Annotated in this window: 10 protein-coding genes and 4 tRNA genes; 7 read left to right on the top strand and 7 right to left on the bottom strand. The window is 38.3% G+C overall.

Features of this window, described 5'->3' with window-relative positions; genetic code table 11:
* Positions 1–15: 15 nt before the first annotated feature.
* Positions 16–2,820 carry a CotH kinase family protein gene (locus tag J0L69_11830; protein ID MBN8693876.1) on the bottom strand — a complete coding sequence of 935 codons (2,805 nt, stop codon included), beginning with the start codon at positions 2,818–2,820 and terminating at the stop codon, positions 16–18.
* Between the two features lie 240 nt (positions 2,821–3,060).
* Here J0L69_11830 and J0L69_11825 point away from each other — a divergent pair, with 240 nt between their 5' ends.
* On the top strand, positions 3,061–4,959 hold the full coding sequence (locus tag J0L69_11825; GenBank protein MBN8693875.1) for an amidophosphoribosyltransferase: 1,899 nt from the start codon (positions 3,061–3,063) through the stop codon (positions 4,957–4,959).
* 162 nt (positions 4,960–5,121) lie between these two features.
* Here J0L69_11825 and J0L69_11820 read toward each other — a convergent pair whose 3' ends face one another.
* Genes J0L69_11820 through J0L69_11810 form a run of 3 tightly spaced genes read right to left on the bottom strand, consistent with a single transcriptional unit; the run spans position 5,122 to position 8,634 of the window.
* Complete coding sequence (locus J0L69_11820; protein MBN8693874.1) at positions 5,122–7,482, bottom strand: TonB-dependent receptor; 2,361 nt, start codon at positions 7,480–7,482, stop codon at positions 5,122–5,124.
* Positions 7,479–7,940: a hypothetical protein gene (locus J0L69_11815; protein MBN8693873.1), complete on the bottom strand. Its 462-nt coding sequence runs from the start codon at positions 7,938–7,940 to the stop codon at positions 7,479–7,481. Before J0L69_11815 ends, J0L69_11820 begins: the two co-directional genes overlap by 4 nt.
* Before the next feature lies 1 nt (position 7,941).
* Positions 7,942–8,634 carry an SDR family oxidoreductase gene (locus tag J0L69_11810; protein MBN8693872.1) on the bottom strand — a complete coding sequence of 231 codons (693 nt, stop codon included), beginning with the start codon at positions 8,632–8,634 and terminating at the stop codon, positions 7,942–7,944.
* A gap of 104 nt (positions 8,635–8,738) precedes the next feature.
* On the opposite strand from J0L69_11810, the gene J0L69_11805 reads away from it, so the two are divergent.
* Both J0L69_11805 and J0L69_11800 read left to right on the top strand, forming a co-directional pair.
* On the top strand, positions 8,739–9,248 hold the full coding sequence (locus tag J0L69_11805; GenBank protein ID MBN8693871.1) for a hypothetical protein: 510 nt from the start codon (positions 8,739–8,741) through the stop codon (positions 9,246–9,248).
* A gap of 110 nt (positions 9,249–9,358) precedes the next feature.
* Positions 9,359–13,687, top strand: a complete 4,329-nt coding sequence (locus tag J0L69_11800; protein MBN8693870.1) for a T9SS type A sorting domain-containing protein — start codon at positions 9,359–9,361, stop codon at positions 13,685–13,687.
* Between the two features lie 46 nt (positions 13,688–13,733).
* Here J0L69_11800 and J0L69_11795 read toward each other — a convergent pair whose 3' ends face one another.
* The 3 genes from J0L69_11795 to J0L69_11785 form a co-directional block, all read right to left on the bottom strand.
* Complete coding sequence (locus J0L69_11795; GenBank protein MBN8693869.1) at positions 13,734–14,624, bottom strand: radical SAM protein; 891 nt, start codon at positions 14,622–14,624, stop codon at positions 13,734–13,736.
* Positions 14,625–14,685: 61 nt separating this feature from the next.
* A complete protein-coding gene (locus J0L69_11790; GenBank protein MBN8693868.1) occupies positions 14,686–16,791 on the bottom strand; it encodes a thioredoxin family protein in 2,106 nt (701 codons plus the stop codon).
* A 90-nt stretch (positions 16,792–16,881) separates the two neighbouring features.
* Positions 16,882–17,340: a hypothetical protein gene (locus tag J0L69_11785; protein ID MBN8693867.1), complete on the bottom strand. Its 459-nt coding sequence runs from the start codon at positions 17,338–17,340 to the stop codon at positions 16,882–16,884.
* 253 nt (positions 17,341–17,593) lie between these two features.
* Between J0L69_11785 and J0L69_11780 the strand changes: the two genes are divergently transcribed.
* The 4 genes from J0L69_11780 to J0L69_11765 all read left to right on the top strand — a co-directional run bounded on the left by J0L69_11780 (position 17,594) and on the right by J0L69_11765 (position 18,127).
* Positions 17,594–17,666, top strand: a tRNA-Thr gene (locus J0L69_11780).
* A 16-nt stretch (positions 17,667–17,682) separates the two neighbouring features.
* A tRNA-Tyr gene (locus J0L69_11775) sits at positions 17,683–17,765 on the top strand.
* A gap of 45 nt (positions 17,766–17,810) precedes the next feature.
* Positions 17,811–17,883: transfer RNA gene (locus tag J0L69_11770), tRNA-Gly, on the top strand.
* Between the two features lie 172 nt (positions 17,884–18,055).
* A tRNA-Thr gene (locus tag J0L69_11765) sits at positions 18,056–18,127 on the top strand.
* Positions 18,128–18,140: the final 13 nt, after the last annotated feature.

The following is an 18,140-nucleotide window of genomic DNA, read 5'->3' as shown; positions in this document are numbered from 1 at the left end:
GCTACTAAATGCTGATTACCTGATTAGTGTTACGTTACCTTTAACTATTTTATCTTCTCCGAGTACATTTTTATACGTTAGAAGGTAAGCGTATACGCCTGTCTGTGCAAGCTGACCGTTATAATTACCATCCCAACCTAAACTCCAATCGGTAGAGCGGAACACTTCTTGACCCCAACGGTTCCAAATGCGTAATTCATAATTCTGAGAGAATCGAGCAGCAGCACCTAATGGAGAGAATGTTTCGTTTTGTCCGTCACCATTTGGTGTAAATCCGGTTGGGAAAATAACATCCGTTCGCTTATCGGCAAAAACGGCTGTAACAAAATCACCCTCTGTTAAAACAAAGGATAAAGAATCTTTAAATAAGTAATTATTACTGTTTTTATCTCCAGGGACAGCCGTTGTACTATTTGTACTGCTTGTAAATTCCCAGTGATCGAAAACATAAACACTTGTATCAACAGGATAAGCCTCTAGGTAAGTATACATATAAGGTGCTGTTTTGGTTTGATAATAATCTCCGCTCCAAACAAATGAAGTTAAATGCAAACTGTTTAAATCAACTGTTCCTGCACCTGAAGGTTTTACGTCGATATTCAAAGTATAAGGGCCGGCAAGATTCAAACATTTAGAAAGTAAGGAGTCGGCTTTTGTACAACGTTGTGTAATTCGCTCACGCAATGTATCCATGTTAAAATCCCAATCCGGTTGCTGAACATTCCAATTAGGAAATGCACAATGGTTTGGTATTTCTGCATTAAACATATTCCTGAAGTAAGTATAATGCGCGAGCATTTTATTACAACTTAAAACCGTGTTCAGTAAATCCTGATATCGATTCAAATAATCATTCTTGAATTTCGCATTCAGTAACAAACGGTTCAACATTAAAGTATGACCGGTATAACTGGATGTAACTGTTGTGTAGGTGTTAGGATTGGTAGGAAAAATCGTTGAAGTAAACACGCAAGGTGATGTCATCATAGGAGCGGTGCCTGAAATGGTATAAGTTGAAGGAGCAACACGCAATCCTAAAATGTTATTCATATCCCACATAAAATAACGCCATTTCATGAGAGTATCTGCGCCTGCAATTGGTGCAGTTAAACCATTATTACGTTTTCTCCACCAGGTAGTATTTAAGCTTGTCAAGTCGGTATTCACTAAATAACTATTGTAAATAAAGTGATCCATGAAGCTAAATTGACTTAAACGTGCCATGGTATTGTTATAATAAGGGCTTGGATTATTAAATACAGGGAATGTTTTTACATAATTAAATAATCCATCGTTGTTAGCGGATGGTCCGGTCATAGGTGTTGTTACCCATCCTGTGTCAGAACCATTAAAGATAGAGCCTACAACATGCTGACGTAAAATATCACTAGAATCTTTTGGAATGCCATAGTAATGTTCTAAATATTCTTCATCAGGAATTTCACGGAATTCATAGATACCCCAATAACAACCATTCACGAAAGTACGGATAGGTTTATAGTGCATACCATCCAGATTTAACTTGTACTTCATAGCATAGGTTTGCGCAAAGGCATCACGCATATGTGCTCCTTTTGGTGGTGGATTGGTAGAGGCAGTAGGAGTCATTGCAGAAAAGTTATCTTTTCCTGCCGCACTTACTTCAAAGCTGGTGAATACAGTTCGTGTACTTACACCAAAGGTTGCGTCGTTATATACATTTCCTTTCAAAGAGCAACCGTAACCTGTTCTATCATCAAAGCTAACATCAAATCCACGTTGAGCATTTAACCATCCGTCATTTGGCGGTTGAACGGCACCACCACCGGCTTCAGAATAAAATTTATTTTTGTCAAAATATTCCACATGAATGGTTGAAGGTGCAGCTGTTCTGAAGAAAATTGTATCAACAACCGTTGAGAGTAAGCCAAATCCGGGAGAACCTCCTAAATCGGCTCCGTCGAAATACGTATTGGTTTCGGCAAAACTCGGCAAATAGCTTAATGAGTAAGTGCCTTTAGGAATAGTGATAGCTGTAATTACATTGGTCATACCAATTGCAGGTATTACATCAATTCCATTCACATAGGTATAAGTTGTTGCAGTACTCGTTGTACCAACACATCCTGTTAATGTTGTGCAGGGAATAGAACCTCCTATTTGTCCGCAAAAACCTTGGGTATAGTTGATTTGAAAATTGACTGTGTCTGCAATGTATAAATCATATTGTCCGGATGCAGGAGGCGTAAAGCCGGGATTTGTTGAGAAGGTTGGAACAGGAGCGTAAGCGATATAAGCACTGGCAGCAGGATATGCTGCGTTTGTAGTTGAGAAAGAGGTGATAGCTGTACTAGCACCATTTAATAATTTCCAAGATTGATTAGTGATTGAAACGTAATCCGGATATCTTCCCCAATTGTCACCCGGTTTGGTACGACGAACAAAAAACGAATCCACAATTACACCCGGAGAGCGGGTTAACAAGACCCATTGATTTTTACACTGTTCAATGTCAAAATTAGTATGTATGTATCCGGTAGGATCTGTTTTGTTTAATCCGGTACAGAAGAATACTTGAAAGCTAAAAGAAGGAATAGTAATGGTTGAAGGGATTTTCCACTTGTAAAGATTGTTAATGTCATTGGTTAAATAATAGTTTGCCATGTTCACCGGCAATCCAGGTGTTGCGTTGTATAACTCTATATAATCGGAAGCATTACCATAACCATCTGTAATGGCAAGACCAGGGTTCGTATAACAGATCTCATTGATAACAACTTGTGACTTGGCTACATTGATAAGCACGGCCAAAAAGGATAAAAGAAGTATTCTTTTCATCATAAAAAATGAATTTTGCATCTAAACCTCAAATTTAGTTAATATTACTTAAATAAACAATAATTTATTATATTGAAAGTCAGCGACTTAAAAACGTAATTTTGCTTACCGAAAATAATCCACTTTTCAAGACTTTGACTCTTTAATTACCAATACGTGTTAAATGTTGAGAAAGTTGGTTTCTTGTTGAATTAAATACTGCGTTAAGAGATAACAAAATAATAACTTTGCACTTTCTTTTCCATGAGCGATATAATTAAACACGAGTGCGGTGTAGCACTCATCAGGTTATTAAAACCAATCTCCTATTACAAAACAAAGTATGGCTCGGCACGTTATGGCTTACACAAAATGTACCAGCTCATGGAGAAAATGATTAATCGCGGACAAGACGGTGCTGGAATTGCAACTATAAAATTAGATGCTGCACCGGGCACAAATTATCTTGATCGTTTACGTTCCATTGCACCAAAAGCTCCACAGGATATTTTTTCACAGGTAAATGAGTTGTTTGTACAAGCGCAACGAAAAAATCCGGAGCAGTACAAAAGTGCCGATTGGCAAAAAGAAAATATTCCTTTCTGTGGCGAGCTCGTATTAGGGCATCTTCGTTACGGTACCTTCGGAAAAAACAGCATTCATTCCTGTCATCCATTTCGTCGTCAGAATAATTGGATGGCGCGTAATTTAGTTGTTGCCGGTAATTTTAACTTAACCAATGTAGATGAATTACTGGAACATTTAGTTGAACTTGGTCAACATCCAACTGAAAGAGCAGACACTGTTACCGTAATGGAAAAAATTGGTCATTTCCTGGATAAGGAAAATGATCGTTTATTCCGTCAGTTTAAGGAAGAAGGTTTAACCAATGAGGTTATTTCCAAAAAAATTCAGGAAAATATTGATATCACCTCCATTTTAAAAGAGAGTAGTAAGCGTTGGGATGGTGGTTATGTAATGGCAGGTATGATTGGACATGGCGATGCATTTGTGTTGCGTGATCCTAACGGAATTCGTCCGGCTTTTTATTATATGGATGATGAAGTTTTGGTTGTTGCAAGTGAGCGTCCTGTTATTCAAACTGTGTTTAATGCGGATTATGATTCTGTAAAAGAATTAAAACCCGGACATGCAGCTATCATTAAGAAAAACGGTGAGTTCGCGGAACAGGAAATTATCGAACCTCTAGAAAAAAAGGCCTGTTCATTTGAGCGGATTTATTTTTCTCGCGGTAATGATGCCAATATTTATAAAGAGCGGCAAGCTCTCGGCCGTTATCTTGTACCGGCTGTTTTAAAATCCATTAACTACGATTTGGAAAACTCTGTTTTCAGTTATATTCCCAATACAGCTGAGGTTGCTTTTGGCGGATTAATTGAAGGCTTGGATGATTACTTAAATAAATTTAAGGCCACTGAAATTCTTAAAACAGGAAATGTAGCGGAACCACAATTAAGTAAATTATTGTCGATTCAGCCACGCGTGCATAAGATTGTATACAAAGACGCGAAGCAACGTACTTTTATTACTGATGATGAAAGTCGTGATTTGCTGGTGAACTTAGGTTATGATATTACTTACGGTATTGTAAATAAAGGTATAGATAACTTAGTGGTGTTGGATGATAGTATCGTTCGTGGTACCACTTTAAAGCAAAGTATTTTAAGAATATTAGACAGGTTAGGCGCAAAGAAAATTGTAGTAGTTTCTTCTGCTCCTCAAATTCGTTATCCGGATTGTTATGGAATTGATATGGCAGTTTTAGGTAAGTTCATTGCGTTCGAAGCTACCATCGCGCTCTTAAAAGAAACCGGTCGTGAAAATGTTTTAAAATCGGTTTACGAGAAGGCATTAGTTGAAGTACAAAAGCCGAAAGAAGAACAGGTGAATGTGGTAAAAGAAATTTACAGTACGTTTACATCCGAAGAAATATCACAAAAGATATCCGAGCTACTTCGTCCGGCTGATTTGAAATCAGATTTAGAAATTATCTATCAAAATATTGAAGGCTTACACTTGTCATGTCCGAATAATTTAGGCGATTGGTATTTCACCGGCAATTATCCAACTCCGGGAGGAAATAAGGTAGCCAACCGCTCTTTCATAAATTACATGGAAGGTAAAAACGTGAGAGCTTATTAGATTTTTATTTCCCGCGGATAACGCGGATTTTTGCAGAATTAAATTTGAAATAAAGCTGAAACAGCAAATGTCATTCCGACCGCAGGGAGGAATCTAATCAAGGAGATTTCTCGTTTTCGCATCCTCCTCTACGTTACGGAGGCTAAACTCGAAATGACAATTCTAAAACGTCAATTTATACTGTGGAATTATAAAAAACTTTAATTGATAATCGGTTTTTATACTCTTACTGTTTAAATCGTAAATTTCCTGAAACACATTATCATGGCGTGTTACATTTTGTACGTCAACACTTACTTCATGCGTAAAACGTTTTGTGTTTAGGCGGTAACTTGGTTTTACATCCAGTCGGAAATAAGGCGAATATTGTTTTACATAAGCTTGAGTGCCATCGCGTATTTCGTCGCCGTAAGCAATGGAGGCTGCTAAATCCACAGGAACGTAACGTTTTCCTCCCGCAAAGGTGGCTTTTACATCCAAAGCCAAAACATGTTTTTCTTTTATCTTAAATTCTTTTCCGCCTAAAACATTTAACACATAATTACCATTGAACGCTGTATTACGGTAAACTTTATCACTTGCTACATATTTACTTTCAAAGAAAGAACCGGTAATCAAAAAGTAATAACCTTTGCTGTAAAATTTCTCAATTGTAATCTCAATACCATAGTTCTCGCCGGTACCTTCACTCACCAAACTATCTACATTCGGACTATTAAAATCAGCGCCTAAATTTATGGCAGAGAAATAATCTTTTCTGCTTCGAACCGGAATTTTGTACAGATATTGATAATACAATTCTGTTTTGATTCGAACACTATTAAATAAGTTTACATCATACGCTAAAACGCCATGCAAAGCTTTGGTGAAATCTAAATCTTTATTGGTCTCCACATTTCCGGTTGGTGTTTTGGCTGTAGCGAAATACAAATACAAGGGCTGTACCTGACTATGCATACCTGCACCGAAACTCAGTGTTTGCTTTTTATTGATTTCATATTTTAAACCTAATCGAGCTTCCGGCGCTTGCGATGAGTTTAACAATAAGTACTGATAAGTTACTCCGGTTATTAAACTGAGTTTCTCGGTAAACTTATGTTGCCATTGCAAAAACACACGTGCTAACGATGTATTTCCTCTGTAATTTCTTAAGGTTATAAAACCGAGAGAGTCAAAATTATTGATGCTGTCAATAAATGTAGTATTGAAAAAATCATAATAGAAACCTGTATTAATAAAATTACGGGCGTTGAATTTTTTATTGTACGTAAAGTTGCCGGAGTATTTAATATTAAGCGAATTGTTGCGGTATTCGGGATTTATTTTCCAAGGTGTAAAGGCTGTATCAACTCTGTCGGCTATAATTAAATTTTCTTGCGCACTGGCACCAATGTTGAATTTTGTATAGGAGGAGGAGTTAATTAAATAGGTGTGTGATATACCACCGGCACCAACATTGGCTTTAAAATAAGTATCTCTGCCGCTATAACCATATAAATTATTTTTTTTGGATTGTTGACTCGACAAAAGCTCCACATAACTGAGTCCGCCTATACCCCAAACAGCAAATTTGCCGGCTTTCTCAGTGGGTAAATCTACTTTAAATGTCAAATCCTGATATTGCGGCACGGCATCACCGGTTCCAAAATCTAATCCAATATATTTGAAAGCCGCTAGAGTAGAGTAGCGATAATTTACGAGATAAGAACCTTTTTTCTTTTTTGAGAAGGGGCCTTCAGCTCCTAATTCAAATCCATTAAAACCAATTTGAGCCAAGTATTCGTATTTCTCATTGTTACCGGTACGCATTTTTAAATCAAACACACCGGCAGTAGCGTTTCCATAATCCGACGGAAAGGCACCACTCATGAAATCAGAATTATCAAGTGTGTTATTGTTTAAAATACTGATGGGTCCGCCTGTTGAACCCATCGATCCAAAGTGATTAGGATTTGGAATATCCAACCCATTTAATCGCCACAAAATTCCTAGTGGAGAATTTCCTCTAATGATGATGTCGTTTCTGCTATCATTCGCGCCACTCACTCCTGCAAAATTAGCAGCCATGCGCGCCGGGTCGTTACGACTACCTGCATAGCGTGAAGCATCTTCAGCGGAGAACACACGCGAACTAACGGTCGACATTTTATTGTTGGTTTTAGTTTTGTCTTGTTCGGCCACAACAACAACTTCCCCTGCCTGAAACGCGTTTTCTTCCAACTCAACTGTTAATACAATTTCCTTACTACTCGTAATTATAACGGTTTGTGTTTTTTCTTTGTAACTAATAAGTGTTGTTTTTACACTCCATCTTCCAATAGGAACGCTATCGATTCGGAATTTTCCGTCTTCATCTGAACTGGCTACTTTTAGCGGTGAAGAATTTAAAATGGTAATAACAGCACCCGGAATCGGACTTTGAGTTTGTTTATCCAACACAACACCACGCACTGTTTGTTTTAAGTTTTGTGCATGCGCTGAAAATGTGATTAAGAAGAATAAAACAAAAAGGCGTTTCACTATTCAGGCATTTGAGGGTTTAAAACACAAGGTAAGGTGTGCGGACAATACGTATCATCGATATCCATGGTAATTTGCTGGCGTTTTTTCTGCGCATCGATAATTATATCGACCTTTTCCCATTGTTTTTGTAAGCAATCTTTATCAAAGTTTTTGATATCGCTGCCATTTGGAGTTTGTTTATGATAACGCCATGGCTCATATAATTTATAGGCACCCGGTTTTAAACGCACCTTTAAATATCCCTTTGATGTTGTTGTGGTCGAGTCTACTTTTCCATTGGAAGAAACGATAATTAGTTTCTTATTCGCATACGGAATTGGCTTTTCATATTGGGCCGTAATTTCAGGTGTTGGTCGCGCGCCGCCACAATAAGTTTGTTTTTGCAATACATTAATATTTACTTTCACTTGAGAAAATGTCAAGACAGGAAGCAATAAAAGATAAAATAATGTTTTCATGTTATGGTGTGGTTGATGAAACAGGTAATATTTTTCCGTTATAATATTGATGTCCGGTTAACGCAAACTCAACAATGTAATTAGCCATTTGTTGAGGTTGAAGCGGCGCTTTAAATCCTGGAAAAGCTTTACTTAACATTTCAGTTTGCACTGCACCAATAGCCAAACAATTAACGGTAATGTTTTTAGGTTTTAATTCTTCAGCTAAGCATTCTGTTAATCCTGCAATGGCCGATTTGGAAGATGAATAAGCGCTTAATCCTGCAAATTTGGAACTGCCTTGAAATCCACCCATGCTTCCGATATTGACGATGTGAGATTTCGATTTTTTTCCCATCCGCGGAAGAAGTTTTTGAATTAATAGAAACGGAGCAAAAACATTCACAGAGTAAACTTGTTGAATTTCTTCGGATTTGATTTTTTCAAATGGTTTATTGACGATTGCACCGGCATTATTAATTAATATGTCAACACGTTTCCCGTTTTTATCAATAAGTGAAGCAATACTGTTTAACACGGAAGTTTTTGTTAAATCGCCATAAACAGTTATCAGATTGGCATTTGATTTTTTTAACTTATCTAATTCACGGGCGTTGCGCGAAACAGCCAAAACTGTATTTTCCTCATCAGCCAGAAATTGTTTAACAATTTCTAAGCCAATTCCGCGGGAAGCACCTGTTACAACAATAAACATATTCAGTAAATTTGTATGTAAATATACGGTTTAAAAAGGCAATGCGTTTTTATAAAATTATAAGAATTTTGATACTTGTGTTTTGTTTGGCACAACCTTGCCGTATGTTAAGTCAGTACGATTATGTGCAAGATACAGTTAGCCGGAAAAATTCGGATGATAAAATTCGGTTTACCGATCGTTTGTTTTGGGGAGTAAATTTAGGCGCCTGGTTTGGTAATCCTACATTCGTAGATATCTCTCCTTTGGTTGGCATTCAGATTACCAAAAAGTATTCGATGGGTGTGGGGGCTATTTATAATTATTACAGTTACAAATACTTTAATTATACCTACAGGACTAATTTGTGGGGAGGAAGAATTTACGCGCGTTATTTTATTTTGGAAAATGTATTTGCTCAGGTGGGATGGGATAGAATAAATCGCGATGATTTTTATTCTAAATCTCCCAATGCAAGAATTTGGATTGATAATATTTTAGTAGGTGGAGGCTTGCGCTATCCAATCAGTGATAATTTCTATGCCATCGCCAGTGGTTTTTGGAATCTTAATCAAAGTGTATATTCTCCCTATTCTAACCCTATCATTCAAATCGGATTTGTAGGAGGGTTTTAGCATTCCAATTTTTGGTCGCAAAAAGGTGTAATTTAATCTAATGCTCAAAACTTTGGCTTGACTTTTAGTTTTTGCTTTTGTATTATTACTTAAACTTTAAACCCCCACACATGAAAAAATTATATGCTTTTTTCATTTTAAGCTTTTACAGCTTAAATTTTATTGCGCAAGATTGGGTAGATATGATGGAACAGCCTGGATCAAATTTTTATACAATCCAAGCAGCTTTCAATAATTATTTTACAACTCACGACCCCACCGAAAAGGGTAAGGGTTGGAAACAATTTAAGCGTTGGGAAAATTACATGGAACCGCGTGTTTACCCTTCAGGGGATTTAACCTTGCCGTCTCAAAACATGAAAAATTTTGAGACTTTCCTTCAGAATAATTCTACACAAAAATTAAGTAATCCAAATATGATCGCATCCTCTACATGGACGGCTGTGGGTCCTTTTGGAGCTATAAGCGGAAGTGCAGGCGGTCAGCTTTTAAAATCCGGTCGTTTAAATTTTATCACCATTCATCCTGCCGGCTCTAACACTTTATTTGTGGGCGCACCGGCAGGTGGTTTATGGAAATCTACCAATGGAGGTACAAGTTGGACAACCAACACTGATTTCTTAACGGTTACCGGATGTTCTGATTTAGCAATTGATCCAAGCAATCCTAACATTATGTATTTAGCAACAGGTGATGGTGATGCCGGGGATACTTATTCAACAGGAATATTGAAATCAATTGATGGTGGAAACACTTGGGCAGCTACAGGTTTAGCTTGGACTGTTAATCAAGGACGCACTATTCGTAGATTAATAATTAACCCAACCAACCCTCAAATTCTTATTGCCGCAACAAATGTTGGAATATACAGAACCACAAATGCCGGTACATCATGGACGCAAGTATTTACAACAAGTACTCATGATTTAGAGTTCAAGCCCGGAAATCCGAATACGGTTTACGCGGGTGGCGCAACATTCAGAATTTCTAACGACGGTGGAGCAACATGGGCAACGGTAAATGCAGGTTTGCCAACAACTGGAGTTAATCGTATGGCTGTTGCAGTAACACCGAACGACCCTAATTATGTTTATGTTTTAGCTTCATTAAGTTCTAATAGTGGCTTTCAAGGATTTTACCGTTCTACAAACAGTGCAGTGAGTTTTTCAACGATGGCAACATCTCCAAATTTATTGGGATGGAGTAGCACAGGAAGCGATACCGGTGGACAAGGCTGGTATGATTTGTGTGTCGCAGCTTCTCCATTAAACAAAGATGAAGTTGTAGTAGGTGGCGTGAACGTGTGGCGCACTACAAATGGCGGTACAAACTGGACGTTGTATGGACATTGGACAGGAAGCGGCGCGCCTTTTACACATGCCGATCATCACGATTTAGAGTATGATGCCGCAGGAACCTTATTCAATTGTAATGATGGAACTGTTTATAGAAGAACAGCTACAAACTGGCAAGAGATTTCTGGTTTAATGAATATTTCTCAAATCTACAAAATTGGAACATCAGCCTTAACCGCTAATTTTTGGATTACCGGACATCAGGATAATGGAACCAGTTATTGGAATGGAACAACTTATGCGGCTCGTATGGGTGGTGATGGAATGGATTGTTTTATTGACAGAACAAATAACGCGAATATGTTTGCCTCGTACTATAGCGGTGCATTCAGGTATTCAACAAATACCGGTGCAAGCTGGAATACACCAAGCGGATTATCCGGTACAGGTAACTGGGTTTCGCCTTGGAAACAAGATCCTTCTAACGCGAATAACGTGTGGGCCGGACGCCAGCAAATGTTCCGCTCAACAAACAAAGGTGTGAATTTTACGGCAACTGCAGGTAGTATGAGTGGCACTTCAACTATAGTTGAGTTTGCAATTGCACCAACCAATGGAAATATTTTATATGTAATAAAGGGAACTGCTATTTGGAAAACAACGGATGCCGGTGCTACTTGGACAAATATTACAGGAACCGTTCCTACAGGAAGCGGCGCGCCAACATTCATTACAGTTTCTCCAACGGATGCAAATAAATTATGGGTTACATTAAGTGGTTATTCAGCCGGAAATAAAGTATTCATGAGTACTAATGGCGGAACTACATGGACGAATTATACATCCAATCTTCCAAACCTTCCTGCTAATTGTTCCGTTTATCAGGTTGGAACGAATGATATGGTATATGTTGGAATGGATGTTGGTGTTTATTATAGAGATAATTTATCTTCAACTTGGACACTTTATAATACAGGTTTACCAAATACACCTGTGTTTGACATGGAAATATCTCCGGCTAATCCAACAAAATTAATCGCAGCTACTTACGGTCGCGGTGTTTGGATGGTAGATGTAATTTCTGCCGCTCCTCCTGTTTCAAGTTTTTCAGTAGCTGCTGCCGGAATTTGTGCCGGACAAAATACAGTATTTAATGATCAGTCGAGCAATGCCCCAACTACTTGGAGCTGGAGCGTAACACCATCAGCAGGTGTTACCGTAAATACTTCGGCTTCTCAAAACCCAACCGTTAATTTTTCAACCGGCGGTACATATGTTGTTTCCATGGTGGCAAGTAACGGAAGTGGTCCCGGTACATTAACAACACAAACTATAACGGTTAACAACACTCCTACAGTATTAGTTTCAAATGCAAGTCAAACAGTGTGTGCCGGAAGTCCGGTTACATTCAGCGCATCCGGAGCTTCGGCGTATAGCTGGACAAGTGGAGGAGGAACAGGATCAAGTGCAACGTATTCTCCATCTGCACCTACTTCTTATACAGTTACCGGAAATAATGGCGGATGTTCTTCAACAGCTGTAGCAAACGTTGCGATAAATGCTTTACCAAGTGTTTCTGTAAGCGGTGTTAATTCTGTTTGTATTGGTAACACAACAAATTTAACAGCATCAGGCGCTACAACATACACATGGAATACATCGGCAACAACAGCGGTTATTGCTGTGTCACCAACTATCACAACAAATTATACAGTAACAGGAACCGGATCTAACGGTTGTAGGAATACGGCAGTTAAAACTTTAAGTGTAAATCCACTTCCAACGGTGAGCACCGCAGGAAGTAGTAGCGCAGTTTGTATTGGTTCAAATGCTTCCCTTGTTGCGAGTGGTGCATCAACGTACACATGGATGCCGGGGAATTTAACCGGAGCGAGTGTGGCTGTTTCTCCAACAGTTAATACTACTTATACAGTAACCGGAACTTCAACTGCAGGTTGTACAAATACTGCTGTTAGAAGCATTACAGTTAATTCTTTACCTACAGTAAATGCGGTAGCAAGTAATACGGCAATTTGTGCCGGACAAAGTACTACCTTAACCGCTAGCGGAGCAACGTCTTATACTTGGATGCCGGGATCAATTACAGGAAATCCAATAGCTCCGACTCCTGCTGCAAGTACAACCTATACATTGTTAGGAGCGAATGCGAATGGTTGTGTTGGTACAGCTGTAAGAAACATTGTAGTAAATCCTAATCCAACAGTGGCTGTTTCTAATGCAAATCAAACCATTTGTTCAGGAAACTCAGTAACCTTTAATGCCAGTGGTGCATCAACGTATGTTTGGACAAGCGGAGGCGGTACAGGTGCTAGCGCTACTTATACACCATCTTCCAATTCAACTTATACAGTAACCGGAACTTCTTTGGGATGTTCTTCAAACGCTGTGGTTAATGTAACGGTTAGCGGCACTCCTACAGTGATAGTTTCTAATCCAAACCAAGCAATTTGTTCGGGAAGTTCGGTAACATTTAATGCCAGTGGAGCTGCTTCTTATAACTGGACTTCAGGTGGGGGAACTTCAGCTTCGGCTACTTATTCACCTTCAGGTTCTACGTCTTATACGGTTACAGGGAATAACGGAACATGTGCTTCAAGTGCTGTGGTTAACGTTACAGTAAATCCAACACCAACAGTAACTATTGCTAATGCAAATCAAGTAATTTGTATTGGAAGCTCTGTTACATTCAGTGCAAGTGGAGCTAGTACTTACAATTGGACTTCAGGTGGTGGAACATCATCCGTAGCAACATTCACACCAACATCTTCTACGAATTATACTGTAACAGGAACGAATGGCGCATGTACTGGTTTGGCAGTTGCCAGCGTTAGTGTTTCTACCTGTACAGGTATTAACGAAGCGAATAATAACTCTGGGTTTGCAGTTTATCCTAATCCTACAACAGGTAAAATTACTGTTGCTAATTTGAATGCAAACAGCGTTGATGTGGTTGTTGAAGTTGTAGATGTATTAGGAAAGGTACACGCTAAAAACACTATTGAGCCAAGTGCTTCAGTGAAATCAATTGAGATTGATTTATCTTCTGTTGCAAATGGAATTTACTTTGTGAAATTAACAGCGGGTAAAAACAAAGCTGAGGTTATAAAAGTAATTAAGAATTAAAATTCTATTAAATCATAGTAAAGGCTGTCTCGCGAGGCAGCCTTTTTTATTGAACAATACGCAAGGGTAAATTAAACTCTTGACTCAATTCCTTCATTTTTTTATTAAACGCGTTGTTATAATACGCAGGCATGTAATCCGATTGGTCAAACCACTTTTTATATTTTTCTAAAAGATGCGGGTAGTGTTTTTCAATGGCACGAAACATCATGGTTTTACTATCGCCTCTTGAATTACCGAACAAAGTTATTGTAGAAGGCATCGCGTAATGCGCCCCGTGTTGTTTAAAGGCTGAAAACATTTGGTTAAGAGATTCAGTCGTATCACTAACGAAAGGAATAGTTGGCATCATACTTACGCCGGCAAGAAATCCATTCTTTACAGTTGTTTCAAGTGTCTTTAATCTTAAGGAGGGTAGTGGTGCGCCGGGTTCGAATATTTTTCCTACTGTGTCGTCAACACTTGAGAAAGAAAAACTCACAACGACTTTTCGTTCCATCTTATGTGCAAGATTCATTGGCAAAATGGCTACTTTGTTTATCTCTTCCAATAAATCAAAATCACGTGTTATTAATTCAGACTTAGTGACAATGTGGGCAGGAAAGCGATGTTTTAGTATTAACTCCAAAATTCCTCTTGTTAGTTTTTCTTCCGACTCGAAATGCAAATAGGGATCGGTAGCGGTGCCGATAACGACAAAAGCAAATTCTTGTTTTTTGGCTCTATTGTGTAATTGTTTGTCCAGTATTTCAAGCGTGTTTTCCTTAATGGAAACTTTCTCTTCCATATGTTCGCCATACTTACTGCCGCGGATATAACAATACAAACAGTTAAATGAACAACCGCTGTAAGGATTAATTGTGTAGCCATCTAAAAACCACGAATCGGTTTGTTTGGCTTTGTTTAAAACAGATTTAACTTGTATGCGTTGAGCCATAGAAGCAATTATGCCTATCAAATGTACTCAACAGAAGAAAAAAAATACGATAGTCTGAAAACTATTTTTGTTTGGATTTAAAAGTGTTGATGCCATCATCTAACCACTTCACGTAATCAGCAATGTTTGGATCGTAACCGCGCACCGGTGCGATTAACTTTTCATTATGGTCTAACAATACATACAGAGGTTGCGTGCTTTGTCCGTATAAAGTTTCCTCCATGTATTTAAACTTATCCCCAATGTCGGTAATCACGCGATCTTTACCATACCAATGCACATTCATGTAATCTTTTTCCGCTAGTTCGCGCTTGTCATCCACGTAAAGAGAAACTAAAACCACATCGTTATTTAATCGTTTTGTTACTTCACCATCCGGCCAAACATAATCCTCAGTTTTACGACAATTAGCGCAGGCATGTCCTGTAAAATCAACCATAAGAGGTTTTCCAACTTTTTTAGCGTAAGCTAATGCATGTTCGTAATCGTTCTTGAAATGAACAATACCGTTTTTATTCACCTCAATGTACTGAGCAAATTCTTTGTCGACAGGATTTTCTGAAGCACTAACGGTGTGCGCACTGCCGCTTCCTCCAAATCCATGCGGTGATTCAGAATATTCTAACGGAGGCAATATCCCACTGAATATTTTTAAAGGAGCTCCCCACATGCCCGGGATTAAATAAATCGTAATGAAGAAGGATGTGATAGCGAAAAATAAACGTGTAACAGATACGTGCTTTAAATCGCTGTCATGTGAAGTTTTAAATCCCCCAATCAAGTAAACACCTAATAAACCAAAAATTACAATCCATAATCCAATGAAAACTTCGCGTGTAAGAATGCCGGCTTGTACAACTAAATCTGCGTTAGATGCAAATTTAAGTGCGAGTGCTAATTCTAAAAAACCAAGCGTAACCTTAACGGCATTAAGCCATCCTCCTGATTGTGGTAATGAGTTTAACCATCCAGGGAAAGCAGCGAACAAGCCGAATGGTAATGATAATGCCAATGCAAAACCAAACATACCCCAAAACGGACCGGCAATATTTCCTGTTGAAGATGCTTCAACTAATAACGTACCGATGATTGGTCCTGTACAAGAAAATGAAACGAGCGCTAAAGTAAATGCCATAAAGAAAATTCCAATCAAGCCACCTTTGTCTGCTTTAGCATCCATTTTGTTCACGAAGGAACTTGGTAATACAATTTCGAATGCGCCTAAAAACGAGGCGGCAAAAACCAAGAGAAGAACAAAGAATGCGAGATTGAACCAAACATTAGTAGAAAGCGTATGAAGAGCGCCCGCACCGAAAATTAAAGTAACGCCAAGTCCTAAACCAACATAAAGAATAATGATAAATAGAGCATAAGTTAAAGCATTACGAATACCTTGTTGTTTGGTTTTACTTTGCTTGGTAAAGAAACTTACATTCATTGGAATCATTGGAAACACACAAGGTGTAAGTAATGCCGCGAATCCGCCAATAAAGCCTGCTAAAAATATTCCGAACCACGACATAGAGGTAGCTGCCGGCTTTTGATCTTCATAATGTGTTTCTTTTATCACTGCACCTGTTTGTGCGTTTGCTTGATTGGCAGAATCTTTTTCGGCAACCTGAACAGCAGCCTCATTAGTAGAGTCCTTAACTGTAGATTCTGTTAAAGTAGGTGTTGTTGCTGTGGCTGAAGAACCGGTATTGCACGCTGCTGTTCCTTGTAATTCAAAATCAAAATTATCAGCCGGTGGGAAAATACACTTTTCTTCAGTACATGACTGGTATTCGTATTTACCGGTAATTTTTATTTTCTTATCGGTTAAAAGTTTAATACGTTGTGTAAAGGTGGCTTCATGTTTATAATACTCTACATTCATCTCAAAAACTTTGTCAAACTCTTTTAGCGGTTTGCCTTGTTTTACTTTACCGATTAATTCGTAATCGGAATTTTTCTTGAATGTAAATACAGTAGGGTTTGGACCTTCATCGCCGGCTTTGTTTAAAGAATATAAATGCCATGGTTCATCAATTTTAGCTTTAAAGATCAAATCGTATTCGCAATCGCTGATTTTTTTGGAAGAGAAACTCCAATGAACCGGATTGTCCTGCGCGGTTAGAATTCCAAAACTAAAAATTGATAATATTATTCCTAAGATGAATTTTTTCATATTTAAAACTTGCGATACGTGGGCAAAATTAAGATTTAGTGCGATTTAATCGTGTAACATTTGATACCATAAACACCTAAAATTATATTCCTACTTTTTAGATGTAATATTTAGCGTTAATTCGATTGTTTTTGGAGGCAAGCATTGCATATCGTTACAGGTCATAAATTCAAGTTTTACAATCGTGGTAAATCCTTTGCTGTTTTTTAATTTTATTTTTTGCTTAAACTCAGCTTTGTCGTCGAAAATGAGAAGTTTGGTATCAAAAGCTTTATCAAAAACCTCGTGCGCATTTCCTTCAATTGTTTTTCCTACTAACTCAAAATTTGCACCAGGCGTGTAATTAAATGTAGTAGGAATGGGGCCTGCGTCGGGTGCAATGTTTTGCGAATAAATATGCCAGCCTTTATCGATTTTAGCAGTGATGATAATTTCACCTTCATCGGAGTTAATGCTTGAATAACTTGCCTCCCATTTAACAGGATTTGGCGCTTGAGAAAAGCTAAAAAGCGAAGCAAAAAGGCTAAAGAAGAACAGTAATTTTTTCATGTTTTTGAAGCGTAAAAATCTAAAAGAATTTAATCATTTAAAGTTGTTACTTTCGTGCTTAATCTCAAAGCCAATAAAATATAATATTAGTTAAACCTAAAACCTTGGTAAAAAACCATCTGTATAGTTCAGTTTTTCAGTATGTTATAAGAGAAATAAAAAAAGTATCTTATTTTTTTGCAGCAACCAAATTTGTTACTACATTTGCAGTCCCTTTTTAAAGGGTAAATGTTCTTTGTAAAAACACCAAAAAGCCGAAGTAGCTCAGCTGGTAGAGCAGCTGATTTGTAATCAGCTGGTCGGGGGTTCGAGTCCCTTCTTCGGCTCTTTTTGTTGATTTGGGGGGTAATACCAGAGTGGCCAAATGGGGCAGACTGTAAATCTGCTGTCTTTCGACTTCGGTGGTTCGAATCCATCTTACCCCACTTGGTATGCAAGAGGTTACAGATTTAACTGTTGCATTATTACAAGCGGAAGTAGCTCAATTGGTAGAGCTCTAGCCTTCCAAGCTAGAGGTTGCGGGTTCGAGACCCGTCTTCCGCTCTGAGTTGAAGGTTAGAAGGGAAGAGAAATACCTCCGGATTGCGGAGACAAAGAGAAGCGAAGTTTGTGCATCACGATTTCAATTCCTTTGGATGTCCCCAAAATGCGGGACTTTTCGTATGTAAAGACGGTAAGTTCATTTAATACTGGTGTTGAAAGAGGAGAGCAATTAGCTGTTGTAGCTCAGTGGTAGAGCACTTCCTTGGTAAGGAAGAGGTCGGCAGTTCAATCCTGCTCAACAGCTCTAAAGTTGAGAG

Source organism: Bacteroidota bacterium (genome assembly GCA_017303905.1).
Taxonomy (GTDB): Bacteria; Bacteroidota; Bacteroidia; order B-17B0; family Aurantibacillaceae; genus JAHEYG01.
Note: the sequence above shows the minus strand (reverse complement) of the source record. Positions and strands in the feature narration are given on the sequence as shown.